Annotated in this window: 15 protein-coding genes and 1 pseudogene; 6 read left to right on the top strand and 10 right to left on the bottom strand. The window is 57.7% G+C overall.

Going from position 1 to position 14,200, the window contains the following annotated elements; genetic code table 11:
• Positions 1–681: 681 nt before the first annotated feature.
• Positions 682–1,392, top strand: a complete 711-nt coding sequence (locus tag A7D21_RS08955) for a hypothetical protein (RefSeq protein ID WP_069551510.1) — start codon at positions 682–684, stop codon at positions 1,390–1,392.
• 82 nt (positions 1,393–1,474) lie between these two features.
• On the opposite strand, the gene A7D21_RS08950 is transcribed toward A7D21_RS08955, so the two are convergent.
• A complete protein-coding gene (locus A7D21_RS08950; RefSeq protein ID WP_069551509.1) occupies positions 1,475–2,959 on the bottom strand; it encodes a site-specific integrase in 1,485 nt (494 codons plus the stop codon).
• Positions 2,960–3,350: 391 nt separating this feature from the next.
• Here A7D21_RS08950 and A7D21_RS08945 point away from each other — a divergent pair, with 391 nt between their 5' ends.
• Entirely contained in the window at positions 3,351–4,910 is a 1,560-nt protein-coding gene (locus A7D21_RS08945) for a sensor domain-containing diguanylate cyclase (RefSeq protein ID WP_069551508.1), read from the top strand.
• Between the two features lie 34 nt (positions 4,911–4,944).
• On the opposite strand, the pseudogene A7D21_RS35205 reads toward A7D21_RS08945, so the two are convergent.
• Positions 4,945–5,149, bottom strand: a pseudogene (locus A7D21_RS35205) (EamA/RhaT family transporter); the annotation flags it as partial.
• A gap of 125 nt (positions 5,150–5,274) precedes the next feature.
• Complete coding sequence (locus A7D21_RS08940; RefSeq protein ID WP_064453662.1) at positions 5,275–5,544, bottom strand: hypothetical protein; 270 nt, start codon at positions 5,542–5,544, stop codon at positions 5,275–5,277.
• 505 nt (positions 5,545–6,049) lie between these two features.
• On the opposite strand from A7D21_RS08940, the gene A7D21_RS08935 reads away from it, so the two are divergent.
• Together A7D21_RS08935 and A7D21_RS08930 are read left to right on the top strand one after the other, a co-directional pair.
• Complete coding sequence (locus A7D21_RS08935) at positions 6,050–7,024, top strand: hypothetical protein (RefSeq protein ID WP_069551507.1); 975 nt, start codon at positions 6,050–6,052, stop codon at positions 7,022–7,024.
• Positions 7,025–7,390 (top strand): hypothetical protein, encoded by a 366-nt coding sequence (locus A7D21_RS08930; RefSeq protein ID WP_053257514.1) that lies wholly within the window; start codon positions 7,025–7,027, stop codon positions 7,388–7,390.
• 61 nt (positions 7,391–7,451) lie between these two features.
• Here the strand turns inward: A7D21_RS08930 and A7D21_RS08925 are convergent, their stop codons facing one another.
• The 6 genes from A7D21_RS08925 to A7D21_RS08900 all read right to left on the bottom strand — a co-directional run bounded on the left by A7D21_RS08925 (position 7,452) and on the right by A7D21_RS08900 (position 11,761).
• Positions 7,452–8,492, bottom strand: a complete 1,041-nt coding sequence (locus A7D21_RS08925) for a DMT family transporter (RefSeq protein WP_053257513.1) — start codon at positions 8,490–8,492, stop codon at positions 7,452–7,454.
• A 77-nt stretch (positions 8,493–8,569) separates the two neighbouring features.
• Positions 8,570–8,905, bottom strand: a complete 336-nt coding sequence (locus A7D21_RS08920; RefSeq protein WP_053257512.1) for a hypothetical protein — start codon at positions 8,903–8,905, stop codon at positions 8,570–8,572.
• 102 nt (positions 8,906–9,007) lie between these two features.
• Entirely contained in the window at positions 9,008–9,361 is a 354-nt protein-coding gene (locus tag A7D21_RS08915) for a gamma-glutamylcyclotransferase family protein (protein ID WP_053257511.1), read from the bottom strand.
• Positions 9,362–9,378: 17 nt separating this feature from the next.
• Entirely contained in the window at positions 9,379–10,038 is a 660-nt protein-coding gene (locus A7D21_RS08910) for a M24 family metallopeptidase (protein WP_069551506.1), read from the bottom strand.
• Positions 10,039–10,243: 205 nt separating this feature from the next.
• Entirely contained in the window at positions 10,244–10,822 is a 579-nt protein-coding gene (locus tag A7D21_RS08905; protein ID WP_053257509.1) for a DUF4337 domain-containing protein, read from the bottom strand.
• A 54-nt stretch (positions 10,823–10,876) separates the two neighbouring features.
• On the bottom strand, positions 10,877–11,761 hold the full coding sequence (locus tag A7D21_RS08900; RefSeq protein WP_069551505.1) for a LysR family transcriptional regulator: 885 nt from the start codon (positions 11,759–11,761) through the stop codon (positions 10,877–10,879).
• Positions 11,762–11,854: 93 nt separating this feature from the next.
• Here A7D21_RS08900 and A7D21_RS08895 point away from each other — a divergent pair, with 93 nt between their 5' ends.
• The gene (locus A7D21_RS08895; protein ID WP_069551504.1) at positions 11,855–12,823 is read left to right on the top strand and encodes an NAD-dependent epimerase/dehydratase family protein; all 969 of its coding nucleotides are present in this window, start codon (positions 11,855–11,857) and stop codon (positions 12,821–12,823) included.
• Here the strand turns inward: A7D21_RS08895 and A7D21_RS08890 are convergent.
• Positions 12,783–13,166, bottom strand: a complete 384-nt coding sequence (locus A7D21_RS08890) for a DUF2784 domain-containing protein (RefSeq protein WP_069551503.1) — start codon at positions 13,164–13,166, stop codon at positions 12,783–12,785. The two genes, A7D21_RS08895 and A7D21_RS08890, sit on opposite strands and share 41 nt — an antisense overlap.
• Before the next feature lie 300 nt (positions 13,167–13,466).
• Here A7D21_RS08890 and A7D21_RS08885 point away from each other — a divergent pair, with 300 nt between their 5' ends.
• Entirely contained in the window at positions 13,467–14,156 is a 690-nt protein-coding gene (locus A7D21_RS08885) for an HAD-IA family hydrolase (RefSeq protein WP_053257505.1), read from the top strand.
• Positions 14,157–14,200: the final 44 nt, after the last annotated feature.

Raw genomic sequence — 14,200 nt, 5'->3', positions numbered from 1 at the left:
AACTATCCGGGTGCCATGATCGTTTTCAGGCTGGCGAATCCAAACACCCGTCAAGGTGGTCCGAATTTTTCGGCGGAAAAGGGTACTCCCAGAAAAACGCCTTTGGGCAAATCCCTCTACAGCAGCGCTGTAAGCATTGATCTAGATAGGTCGTATATCCAGCTCGATATAGCGTTGGATTATATAAAGGCACGTAGTGCGCCCACTGCTGGCGTTCTGCCCGAGAGCGGTAGCTCTCAAGTGGATACCCCTTCGACGTTCCGTCGCGAGAGAAGCTTTCGATAGCTTTTAGCTATCAATATTGATAAATAGATAGATCAAGGGTTAGGAGTTGGTTTTTTGGAGACTGGGTATTGATCGAGGACAGACCGGAAGGTCTAAGGTGTTGCGACTGGCGAAAGGCTCGCCTAGAGAGGTGCTGCAACATGGGGCCACCAAATCAGCACAAGCTTGGTGGCTTGACGCTACGCCTTAACGAGGCGGACTACGGTGGTGATGGCAGACATCCTCCCACTCACCAAAGCGGAACCGACGATATTGTCAAACCGGCACGGTTTTGGCTGGTCGTGATTTCCTCTCTTCTTTGGCGAGGAGAGCTGCACAGTCTATAGGCTCTATCTCTTCACTCCTACATCATGCATGTGCGATGATAGCATTTTGGTATCAACTAAGGAGCTGGATGTGGAATTTTCGGATGAGTTTTTGTCAAAGATTAATGATGAGCCTTTAGCGGTCGCCCTTGAAGTATGTAAACGTATTAAACAGGGTGTTTCGGTGCCAAACGCTAACTCGCAGGGTGACCTTCTACTCGAGGCCGGCTTGATCATCGACTCGATGGTTAGAAATAAGCTAATCACTACGAAATCCGAGCTTCCGTCGATTGTGGCAGGCAGACCTAGGAATCCACTCGATTTTTTCCATTACATTTCTGGTGTGAATGCAGAGTTAGAGGCTGTGGTGGCTCGCAGCAAGGCTGAGCAATTTCAGTCTGACATCGAGCAGCGTATGAATCGGTTGATCACTGGTAGCTTTGGGTATGAGTTAACGGATGGTGATCTAAACGAAGTGCAGGATCTTGTTAATCGTCTCCGTGAACTGATCGTAGGCAGTGAAGAGCTTTCTGCGGATCACAGGCAGCGTCTACTGAAACGTTTGGAGGAGGTTCAGCGAGAGCTCCACAAAAAACTTTCCACCTTAGATCATCTGTACTGTCTTGCAATTGAAGCAAGTATCGTGGCGGGTAAGGTAGGCAAGAACGCAGAGCCTATAGTAAAGGTCGCCAAAGCCATTCTCGGCATATCTTGGCGGACTCACGCTCATGCTGAGGGCCTTCCATCGGGCGTGACACCTCCACTGCTCGGGGATGACAGCGTTACGCACTTAATCGAGTAGCGTGAAGTTTCAGGAGTTGCTAACAAGCATCAGACTCTTCTTGCCATTGACTATTATCAGTCCTCATTTTTACTGGTGATAGTTAATGGGTTGGGATCGTAGGCAGCTTCTTGATAGCCGCCAGCTTCTGCGCTGTGCTCGCACCCTTCGAATAGGTGTCGTGGGTGACATTGCCCACCTCGTGACCTACCAGTTCTTTAACCAGTGCATCCGGTACGTCCGCCCTGATCAGTGCAGTCACTACTGTATGACGAAAGCCATGGAACACGTGGAGCTTGCTAAATCCAGCCGCTGTACGCAGTCGACCAAACGCCTTTGAGATTGCGTGTGAGCGTTTTCCGTAGCGGTCGCGAGAGGTAGTATGGATCAAAAAGCCATCAGTGCTTGCCTTGCTCAAGCGGTCAATGGTTGGCAGCAAGCTTGGATGAATGGGCACGATGCGTTCGCTTGCCCTGCTTTTGCTTTCTAGGAAGTCGAAGCACTGGACACCATCCACGGTGATCACGCTTTCCTTCGATAGTTGGCAAAGCTCCTCAATCCGGGCACCGGTATACCATCCCAGCGTAATGAGGTCGGCGAGCGGTTGATCCGCATTGTCCAATGCCACGTTACGGAGCTTGCAGGCATCCTCGGGTGCGTAGATTTTTCTATCTTGCCCCGCTATCGCAGAGCCGCCACCCTTTGGCAGTTCGTGGCCCGTGAATGGGTTTGCCTTATCTGCAAACTCCACGCGCCATCCTGAATCATATTTCGTCGCCCACTTCCAAAACGAAGTGCCAGCCATGAGATATTGGCCTAACGTTGCTGGTGCCCGGTTCAAGGATTTCAACCAGCCGTCTACCGTGTCGAAGTTGAGGGGCAGCCCCTCTTCCTTCAAGTAGTCCGAAAGCCGGTCCATCTTGCCCACTTGCTGGTCCACGTGTTTCGGAGCGCCCCCACGGCTTTCCCGGAATTCTCGATATGCCTTGAGTCTGGCGGGCGTGATGGGGGACTTTGGTTTATGGGCATCTGGCGCCGCTAGTATCTGTAGTGCCTCGGTCTCTTCCATTGGTGAGAGTCCTTGCGTTACACCAAACACCTTCGACATGAGCTGCTGCGCCATTTCTGTAGCAAAGTCGATGTTAGCCACTTCGCCATCCATGCCTGTCATGGCGTAAACCCGGTCTGCTTTCGCCCGGCGTTGCTTACCCTCTGGCGAGTCGTCGAAAAACCCCCGGTAAAGCGCTTCAACATCCTCAGCGGCGAACGCCAATGGTTCGTCAGCCTCCCCGAGGGCAACGTCTGTTTTGAGCTTGCGTGTGGCCGGTGCAAATCCATGAGCCACGTTTGTTACGGGGTCTTTCCACGTATCCCCACGGGCAGCCCGTTTCCCTCTGGCCTGTGCAATCTGCGCCTTCCATTCCGCTAGCACCACCAAGCGACGTTCCATCGCTTCGGAGCGTAGGCCGGTCTGTAGTGAGCGAATGAGTACTGTCTTGCCGCCCATAGCCGCCCGGACATCAGCAGGTACAGCAAGTCTGCAATACCATGTGGATTCGCCGCGTTTCTGGATCAGGTTATCGGCCATGGGATCACGCTGGGAGAGGAGAGTGGTACAGCGAATTGTACTACTCGATTGTACTACTATCCAAGCTGTAAGCCCCTAAATACAGGGTTTAAAGGCCCGTAGGTGTGGTTAATTCGAATCTCTCCTTCACCGCCACATTAAGTAAACACAAACCCCTGATTTTCCTAGTGAAAGTCGGGGGTTTGTGGTCTCTGGCGTCTGAAAAAAGGCCATATAGGTCCAATCTGGGACTGACGGTGTTTTATAGCGTCGACTCTCAGACACATCGGCTCAGTGCGTTCAGAATTGGCTGGCGGGCGTCCTCGCCAACGGCAGCGGCTGCTTTCGGCCAGGATGCGATACCAAGGGTGAAATCGTTTGTCTTTCTCCCGCACACCCGGATAGTTCAACAATGACCACTCGACCGAAGCCTAAGCTCAACCTTCGCACGCTGATTCTTATCTTTGTGCTGCTCTCTGCCTTTGCAACATTGGTCAACAGTTTCTGGGTGACGTTCAAGATTCAGAAGCAGGAGTTGATTGAGAATGCCCTTGAAGTGAACAAGGCCTACGCTTCTCGGATCGCGCTGAGTGTGGAGCAGGTGCTTGACTCGGACCTGGACAAGTTAAAGTTTGGCTCCGTGCTCATTGGTAAGGCGTTTGACGATAAGCGCTATTTGGCAGAGGAGGCCGATCGACTGTTTGGCCAGGACGCCAGCTTCAACTCCGTGCTGATCGCCGACGCGGGCGGAACAATCATTGCCTCAGCCCCGCAAAGCCTTCATCTCGATGGGCGCACGCTGCAACACAAGGAGCCGCTCAGCCTTCGTGTGCCAAGAATCAGCAATGCGTTCAGGTCCCTCTCCGGCAATCTGGTGGTGTTCATTACCCAGCCCGTATTTGACGCGAAAGGCGAATACCTGGGCCTGATAGGCGGCAGTGTCCGGCTTGAGCAGAGAAATACACTGCAGGCGCTGATGGATACCAATGTGCGCAAGGATGGGGCGCATGTCTATCTCATCGACAGCGCCCGTCGTGTGCTCTATCACACCGATCCCGCGCAGATAGGCAGCGTCACGGGAACGGGGTTGATCGCCGATGCAGCGCTCAGTCAGGACGCCGGTACTTTACAGGCGACGGATGCCAATGGCGTGGAAATGCTCGCGGGCTTCGCCAAGGTGCCCAGCAGTGGTTGGGGAGTGATTTCGCAACAGCCACTGGAAAACATCCAGGCCGTCCTGCAGCACACCATGGCCAAAGTCATGCAGGGTATAGCGCCGCTGGCGCTGTTCGGCATCATCTTGATCTGGTGGCTGGGCGCAAGGATCTCGGCGCCACTGTCCAGGCTTGCCGAGTGCGCTAAACGGCTGGACACACCCGACAGCTACGAACGCATCAGCGCAGTCCCGGCGCGTTATTTCGAAAGCTGGCAGATTCGCAGAGCACTGTTGCTCGGCGCCACCCTGCTGCAAGAGAAAATCGGCAAGCTCAATCAGCAAGCGCAAACCGATGCGCTGACAGGGCTCGCCAACCGGCGAGCGATGCAGGATGTCCTGGCGCGTTGGGAGGACGCTGAAAAAGCGTTCGCCGTTGTTTCCATGGACATCGACCACTTCAAACGTGTGAACGACACTTTCGGCCACGCGGCAGGTGATGAAACCCTGAGGGCGATCGCGCAGCTCATGCAACAGAACTCACGGTCTAACGACTTGCCCTGCAGGGTTGGTGGCGAGGAATTCGTGTTGTTATTGCCCAATAGTTCGCTTCAGGCGGCCATCGATGTTGCCGAGCGACTGCGTGCTTCAATCGACGCAGCGGCCATCGAAACGGTCGGGCACCTGACGGTTTCGCTGGGCGTCGCGCTATGGCACCCCGGCGCCGATTCGATTGCGGTGGTGCTTGAACGGGCTGACCAGCTGTTGTACCAGGCCAAGCAAAACGGGCGCAATTGCGTGGTGGCTGAGCAGCCTTGATGGGCTAGCTCTTTAGCATGAGCACCCGCCGTCAATGCCGGTGCCCGTGTTCCGCCGCGTTGTGCGCATGCCACTCCGTCAGGTGCAGCCACACACTCACGGCCAACAGCGCCGACGCAATCCAGAAAGCCACAGACAGTCACCGACTAGCCCATCACCAGCAAGGCAACTGCGGCACCGAGAAACGGCGCGGTCGAGAAGTAGGCTTCGGTGCGCGCACTGCCCAGACCGAGAACTGCGCAGAAAAGGGGGCGGACATATTTGCTTTCTCTCACCGCCAACTACGAGAAAAATAAAACCTCTGATTTCGTAAGAAACCAGAGGTTTTGTTATTTCTTGAATTTGAAAGCGTGCCGTTCTTGTATCACGAGCACGGCGTATCCATCCGCCGCCCTATGACGTCCAGCAAGTCGCAACCGTCGCGCAGCGGAATTGAGCAGAGCAGCGCGAAATCGCTGAGCACAACTGCATCGCTACTTATCTCGCTACGTAGTGCGAGGTTCTCAATAACTTGGGTAACGGCACGAAGACGATAGGTCGCAGCGTCGAGGAGTATTTCCAGCGGCACGGTGGTATCGACAAAAAGGGCAGGGGTGGCGCTGTCGTTGCTGGTGAGGGCTATGTATTGGTTCATATGTGGAACTCCGGTTGTCGAAGGATAGCAACCACACATTTGTCGCCAAACAAAAGGGTGGCAGCTGTACGCAGGTTGGCGAACCGGGACAATCGGAAAAACCGGCAGACCCGAAGGTCTCCCGCGCACAGCTACCGTTGAGCAGCTTATTGCGCGCAGAAGCATCCCGCAAATACGCCGAGACGTTTCTGTCGATTTATCGTCGAGTCGCCAAACCCGATCGCCATGTGGGCGACCGCATGACTATAGGCCTGGCGGTATCGAAGCGGCAGGCCGATGCTTCTGAGTGGCCTGTAGGACATTACCGAAGTAATCAATCTCGCTCAGATCCACGCAATCCCCTTGACTGATGGGGGCAGGTGATCAGCCGGAACCTGCAATCGTAGGCATATGCTTCGACTTAAGTAGTCTTTTTCTGAAACGTTAAAACCACCCCTATATGCGTCTTACCTCGGTTGTAGCACCTTCTTATAGTCCTGCGCCTCAGTCATTTGGAAGTGCACGCATGCAGGGACCCTACGCATTTATCAACGAACGACCGCAGCCTTACCCGCTGCTTAAACTGAGCCTGGCGCTTGATCCCCATACCCAGACCAAATTCGACACCCTCAACCAACACATCCGCAACACGCTGGTGTTGCCTGGGCAATTGGTGATCATCGGGGATAGCCGCACCGCCTCTTGCACTGCCGAAGAGGCACAGCTGATGCGCTCGGCGTTGAATATTAAGCTCGCCTTGTTGGCGTACTCGGCAACCGACCAATTCTTGATCAACAACTATGATCAGTTGCAGGCCATCTTGACCTATTCCTCCGTTGGCATCGGCAGTGCCAGCAGCGCTTGGAGCAAGCATTTGGCGCAAGTCGAGAAGACCCTTCTGGAAATCGAGGCGTTGCATAAGCAGTATTTGAGTAAGGGCACCACAGGGGCGAGGGAGGACTTTCTGGTTAAGCGTAGAGCGCTGTTTGCCAGGTTGGACAGTCAAATCTCGGGCATGGCGCGCTTTGGTACGGGGTTGAAAAACCAAGGTTCGATTAAAAAAATGCTCGGGATTTCCAGTAAAAGCTACTGGCAGCATGGAGAAATTCGGGGGTATGAGGCGCGGGTCAAGCGTTTAGCCAAGGCTTCGCAGATGCTGAAGAAGGGGACTTACATTGGTATAGCGCTGGATGTTGGGGCGACGGCGCTGGAGATAACGGAGGCGTGTTCCACTGGGCGTGAGCAAGAGTGTACGCAGGCGAAGTATGTTGAAGGCGGCAAGTTGGTGATTGGCGTTGGCGGCGCATCCGTGGGCGGGACACTGGGTGCTCTTGTCGGTACCAGTGCCTGCGCGATTGTTTTTGGCATACCTACAATGGGCGCCGGAGCTTTGGCATGCGCCATCGTCGGCGGTGCTGCGGGCGGACTCACCTCAGGCAAGTTCGGAAGCAACGCTGGAGAATTTGTAGGAAAATTTCTCTATAAGTCCGTGGAGAGTTGAATGTACTTGGAATATTTTGTGTTGGGCTCGTGCGCCCTCTTGCTACTAAGCTTCCCGATCATGTTTTCTGCCATGTTCAAAAAACTCGATGCCGCCGAGCGCTATATGCAATACAGCAGCTACATAGTCGGATGCAGGCACACTTTTCGTAATGCGCCCTTTGAAGGAAGGCCCCAACGCGTATACGCCATGGCTACCGTCATTCTTATCCCAAAAGTCATTCAGTGGAGAGGGATGGTACTTGTTGAGGATGTTGAAAAAATACCTCGGCACCTAAAGTACTGGATGGTCGTACCAACGTTCGTTACCTGTCTCTCCCTTTTCGGCCTCACCATCAGCTGGTTTTTTATTGACGATTGGCCTTGAAAAGCAGGGCGACGCTACCTCGCCATTTCTCACAATGTCCGGCCGCCCAGCCGTCAGTGCATCAATGCCTGTGCCGATGATGCACATCCGGAAAATGCGCATGGCTATGCCGCATCACACTGTGTACATGCACATGACTATGCGGCTCTGCCGGGTCCCACTCAAACCCATGCTCATGTTGATGATGCTCATCATGCACGTGCCGGTGCCCGTGTTCCGTCGCCTCGTGCAGATGCTCATGCGCATGCCGCTCCGTCAGGTGCAGCCACACACCCACGGCCATCAGCGCCGACGCAACCCAGAACGCCACGCTCACCGACTCGCCCATCACCAGCAAGGCCACCGCGGCACCGAGGAATGGCGCGGTCGAAAAGTAGGCGCCGGTGCGTGCACTGCCCAGGCCGCGCAATGCCAGCACGAACATGACCAGGCTGATGCCATACCCCAGAAACCCGACCAGCAAGATCGGCGCCAGCTGCGCCACGCCCGGAACCTGCGCGCCGAGATACAGCGCCAAACTGCAATTCACCACCCCGGCAATTAAACCCTTGGCGCCCGCAATAAACACCGCGTCAGACGCAGACACCTTGCGCGTCAGGTTGTTATCAATCCCCCAGCACAAACAGGCAACCGCTACGGCCAACGGCCCGGTCCAATCGTGGCTTGTGCCGCCACCGCCGGCGCCTGACAGCACCACGCCGCCGAGCACAATGGCGAGCATTCCCAGGACGATGCGCCGGTCGGCATTTTCTCGGAATACCAGCCAGGCGATAACGGCGGTCAGCACCGATTCAAGGTTGAGCATCAGGGAGGCGGTCGCGCCGGCCGTGCGCGTCAGGCCGAACATCAATGCGACCGGCCCGAGGATGCCGCCGAACGCGATGGCGCCGATCAGCCACGGCCATTCGGAACGGGTCAGCCCGCTGGGTTTCCAGCCGCGATCACGGATCAGGCGCACGCCGGCCAGGCCGACGCCGCTGCCGAGGTAGAGCAGGCCGGCGAGCAGCACGGGCGAGAGGCCCAGGCCGAGGCTTTTGGCGAGCGGCGTGCTGGCGCCGAAGAGGGCGGCAGCGGCCAGTGCGTACAGGATACTGAGGTTCATGGGCCATCCTCGAAGGTCAGGCCCATGATACGTCTCGCGCAGGCGCTAATGCCCTGGCGATTTTGACACTTTTACATTTATTGCGCGGTTTTCAGCTTGATCACATCACCCGAGATCTTGGTGGTGTAACCGCTCAATACCCATGCCCAGAACCACTTTTCCTGCACTTGGGTGTTGATCAGCGCGTCGCCGCCTTTGGCTTTGATGGCTGCATCCTGAGCGCGCACAAAACGGCTGTTCTGGCCGATCGGGATAACCCCGAACAACATGATGCCGGTGGCGCTGGCTTCGCTGTGGCCCAGCACGGTGTACTGGCTGCTGTCGTACTGCGGGGATTTGATGGCGGTGCCGGTGCAGCCTGCCAGTGCGAAACCGAGAACTGCTGCTGCAACCACTTTACTGACGTACTTCACTGTGTAACTCCATGGACTAACCCTCGCGATTCAATTCACGAGGGGGCGACACTTTAAACGTGGCCAGGGCGGATTGACATCAATCAGTCGACATTTTGATCGTCACGCCTGTACGTACACCCAAGCCGTCAGCCCGGAAGCCAGCGCGACCGAGACCCGTTTATAGTCGGACACTTCATACGCATCCGCCGCGGCCAGTTCCTGCTCGTTGATCTGAAAGACCATGCCTTCAACGCTGGCAGCCTTCTCTGTCGTCGGTGCGAGAATCGGGTGGTGGGTCTTGCCGCTGGTGGCCAGCACTTCGGGGTCGGTGATTTCTACCCAACTTTGTGAATAGCCCAGCATCGCGTCCTGCTGGCCGACTAATTCCCGGCCAAAGTTGGCCAGTTGCACGGCCTTGTCTTGCAAGGTGCCGTAGGAAAACAACAGCACGGGAAATTGGGTGGAGTGTTCCATTTTGATTCCTTGGTGGGTCAGGCGAGTAAATCTTCGTAGAAGGCGCCGTACGGCTTGTTCGGGTGGGCGATCTGGATTTCCAGGATCCACAGCCCGGCATTCGGGCAGTGTTCGAAATCGCCCAGGTCGCCGCCACGGTGGATCGCGTGGGGGAAGTCGCTGACGCGGTGCCCCTTGATGTCGAGGTTCAGTTGCCAACCCATGGCCTGGGCCTGCTCCTCGGCGTAGCGGTAAAGCTCAAGGCCTGCGACCTGGTCGCTTTTCCAGCGTGACTGTACGCGGTCGAACAGCGCTTTGGCGGCGCTGGCGCAGGCGATCATCTGTGGGTCGTTGCCGGTGGCGAAGGTCGCACCGGCGTCACCTTCGTGGCCTTGCCAGACTGCGCCCATGTCGATGAAGAAGATATCGTTTTCAGCCAATACCGGGTCGCCGTCCGAGCGTTGCTTGAACGTCTTGAGGGTGTTGGCACCGAATCGCACCAGCAGCGGGTGCCAGATGCGTTGCATGTCGAGTTCGGTGAGCACCTGCTTGCCCAATTCGCGCGCTTCGGATTCGAGCATGCCGGGGCGTATACGTTGGGCAAGGTGGTCGATGGCTTGCCACGTCATGGCCTGGGCATAGCGCATGCAGTCGATACTGTAGGCGGCGCCCACAGCTTCTTTGGGTTGTGCAGTCACCGGTTTTCCCTCGCGTTCAAGCTGTACTGGTCGCTATGCGTTTTACTATATAGCGATACGATGCAGAGCCCAACTCTGATAACCCCGAAGAGCACCTGTGGGCGCTGGCTTGCCTGCGATAGCGCGGTTTCAGCAAACATTGATGCGGCCTGACCCACCGCATCGCAGGCCAGCCAGCGCCCACTTTTTGACCGCGTTCGGTCAGTCAGAGATGCAGCCACGCCAGGCTGCCCAATATCACGGCCACGCCGCCGGCGGTGTATGACATCCGCTTCAACCATTCCTTGCGCGTCAGCAACGTAATCGCCGCCAGCGAAATCGCGATCTGAATCGCCGTCATCGCCTGGGCCCATCGGTGATGCTGGTGCAGCGCCTCTTCGGACTTCTGATCCCAGTCCCGTGACGTCGCCTCAAGCTTCTCGGCCTGCTTGCGCACTTCTTCCTTCTGGCCCCTGTAGCGTTCGATTTCGTCCTTGTAATGCGCAGCATCCACACCGGGGATATGGGTGGCCAGTTCCGCCAGGTTTTGTCGGCTGGATTTGGCCTGATAGTAGTTCCACTGGTTGGCGGCTTCGGTCTTGATGATGGCGGCGTTGTTTTTGTCCATCGCCGCTTCGCTTTCGGTCGAGCCGGCCTGGTAACTGAGCATGGCACCGAGGGTGGCCATCAGGGCGGTCATCACGGCGATGCGGCTGGCGAAATTGTCTCCGCGGCCATGGGCATGTTCGGTGGTGTGTTCGATGTGCTTTTCGTGGGGGCTGGGGACTTCGAAGGCTTCGGACATGGGGGCGTCTACGAACGGAATGAGGGAGTCTGATTCTTTACCAATTCAGCTGTCTCAATCCTGTACGTAACGCTGTAAACCCTGCACCAGCGCATCAAAGGTCACCCGGCAGCGCGGGCTGTTGCGCAGGTCTTCGTGCATGGTGACCCAGGTGTCCATCTTGAACGCAAACGCGTCGGGCAGTACCCGCTGCAGGCTCGGGGTTTGCTTGGCCAGTTGCACCTGGCAACCGCCGATTCCGGCACCGGCACGGATCAGCGCCAGTTGTGCCAGGTCGCTGTCGCTGCTGATGGCGAAGACACTGCGATCAAAGCCTTTGATGGGCAAGCTGCGGATAAACGCGCTTTCCTGATCAAAGCCAATCACCGAGTGGCCGACGAGGTCGTGCATCAGCAGCGGGATGCCGTGCTGTTGCAGATAATCATCGCGGGCATACAGGCCGACTTCGATCAGGCCGACGCGCCTTGCCAGCAATTGCGCCTGGCTCGGTCGGACCATGCGCACGGCGATGTCGGCCTCCAGTTGCAGCAGGTCGATCAGGCGGTTGCTCAGGATCAGTTCAACCCGCAGGTGCGGGTGCTGGCGACGTAACTGCGTGATGATCGGCGGCAGCACTTCCACACCGACCACTTCACTGGCCGAGATCCGCACCACGCCACGCACTTCATCGCCTTGAGCCGACGCGGCGCGTTCGAGGGCGGCGGCCGTGCGCTCCATGGTTTCGGCGTGGGGGCGCAACGTGTGGGCCACTGCCGTCGGCAACAGCCCGCTGGGCGAGCGAGTAAACAGCACCACGCCCAGCGCCGATTCCAGCGCAGCGATGTGCCGGCCGACCGTCGGCTGTGTGATGCCAAGCAACCGCGCGGCCCCCGACAACGATCCTTCCTTCAGTACACCGAGGAACGACCGGTAAAGCTCCCAACCAATATTCGCAGGCATGCATAAATGTATAGCGGCTCGATGCTCTTCGGCAATTTATCGATAGCCGAGCCCGCCACACAATGGCCTCACCAACCAACGTGGGAGAGGGTCATGAGCAAAGTTCTGGTACTGGGAGCGACGGGCGGGATCGGAGGCGAAGTGGCGCGGCAGATGAGTGCGGCAGGCTGGGAGGTGTGTGCGTTGACTCGGAATGTGGACAAGGCGCGTCGTGAGCATGCTGCCTTCTCCTGGCTGCAGGGCGATGCGCTCAATCGCCAGGCGGTGCTCGCCGCGGCGCGTGGCTGTGCGGTGATCGTCCATGCGGTCAACCCGCCGGGCTATCGCAACTGGGCCGAGCAGGTGGTGCCGATGATCGATAACAGCATCGCGGCGGCGATTGCCGAGGGCGCAACCATCGTGTTGCCTGGCACGGTCTACAACTTCGGGCCGGATGCGTTTCCCGTATTGCACGAAGACTCGCCTCAGCACCCGCAGACACGCAAAGGCGCGATTCGTGTGCAACTGGAGCAGCGTCTACAGGACGCTTCCCGTCAGGGCGCTCGGGTGTTGATCGTGCGTGCCGGGGATTTTTTCGGCGCGCGGGTCGCCAACAACTGGTTTGCTCAAGGCCTGGTCAAACCCGGCAAACCGGTGCGCGCGGTCAGCTACCCAGGCACTCCCGGGGTGGCACATCAATGGGCGTACCTGCCGGATGTGGCGCGCACCATGCTCGAGTTGATTGAGCGCCGGGCGAGCCTCGATGCGTTCGCGCGCTTTCATATGGCCGGGCATATGGACGCCGACGGCACGCAGATGGCCGAGGCAATCCAGCGCGTGGTGCTGCGCCGGACGGGTCATCAGCCGCGCGTAGGTCGTTTCCCTTGGTGGTTGATGAAATTGGTAGCGCCCTTTGTCGTCACAATCCGTGAAATGCAGGAAATGCGCTACCTGTGGCAAACCCCGTTGTGCCTGGATAACCAGCGCTTGCTGGGCGCCTTGGGCCGCGAGCCGCACACGCCGCTGGAGCAGGCGGTGGAGGCTACATTGGCCGAACTGGGTTGTTTGCCTGCGTCTGCCTGATCAAGCGCACATACACCGCAATGTTGATCAGCAACACCACGGCTGCGAGCACCCATTGAATGTTCGGGGTCAGCCCGGCCGGGTAGATCAGCGTGAGGATGTAATGCTCGACAAACCCGCCGCCATAACCGTCCTGCCCGGCGAGATGGCGCAACAGGTTTTCCCAACGGGTCAGCGGGCAGGGCAGGTGGAACACTTCCACCGCCACCCCCCAGGCAGCGGCTGGCAGGTGCAGCCACATGACGGGCCGCCACTTGAGGGCGAGCAACCCGCCGAACAGCACGAACAAGATGAAACACAGGTGGAACAGCACCAGGCTGTCGGCGGCTACGCGGTAGAGCATGATCGGGTTCGCTTATTAAAGTGGGCCGGTGTCAGGCGCCGAAGTGTTCTGGCAGGTCGTCGATAAACACAGGCCGTTTTTCGCCATATTACGGCAACCAAGTCATTCGCCTGCCACGCGCTGCGGATCAGCCCGTCGAGCAGTGTTTTTACCGACTCACCGCTTAGCAAGTCGGGCACGGGCTTTGCCGAGTCAGGCGTGACGGTGGGCGCAGGTTTGTGGCGGTGATGGTTGCTTGCAAGCAACGTGGGCCGTTATTGTGCTGAATCCTTTTAGTCCTTCCCCCAAGGTTCTGTTGTGATGAATGCACCGCGTACCGCAGTCGGCCCGATCAAGGCCGTGATTTTCGATATGGACGGGTTGTTGCTGGATACCGAGGGCATCTACACCGAAGTCACGCAGATCATCGCCGAACGCTACGGCCGAACCTACGACTGGGGCATCAAGCAGCACATCATCGGCCGGGGCGCTCAGGACCTGGCTGACTATGTGGTAAAGGCACTGGACTTGCCAATCACGGCAGCCGAGTTTCTCAAAATCCGTGAACCGCTGATGAGCGAGCGTTTCCCCAATGCCTTGGGCATGCCGGGGGCCGAGGCGCTGGTGCGGCACTTGAAGGCCCATGACATTCCGATCGCAGTGGGCACCAGCTCATCGCGCAATTCGTTTGGCCACAAGACCACTTTGCACCGCGAATGGTTTGGCCTGTTCGGCACCATCGTCACCGCCGATGACCCGGAAGTCGGCGCCGCGAAACCTGCGCCGGATATCTTCCTGACCGCCGCGCGTCGCCTGGGCATCGCGCCGCAGGATTGCCTGGTGTTCGAGGACTCGCCGTTCGGTGTGACGGCCGCCAAAGCCGCCAACATGACGGCCATCGCTGTGCCGGATGAAGCCATGGCTGACAGCAAGTACCCGCATGCCGACCAGATCATCCGCAAACTTGCGGACTTCGACCTCGCCGCCTATGGCTTGCCACCTTTTCCCTGACTGAACACGGGCAACACTGTGGCAGCGGGTGTGCCGGCGATAGC

Origin of the sequence: Pseudomonas sp. AP19, from assembly GCF_001728855.1 — a bacterium.
Taxonomy (GTDB): Bacteria; Pseudomonadota; Gammaproteobacteria; order Pseudomonadales; family Pseudomonadaceae; genus Aquipseudomonas; species Aquipseudomonas fluorescens.
This window is presented reverse-complemented; position numbering and strand designations above follow the sequence as displayed.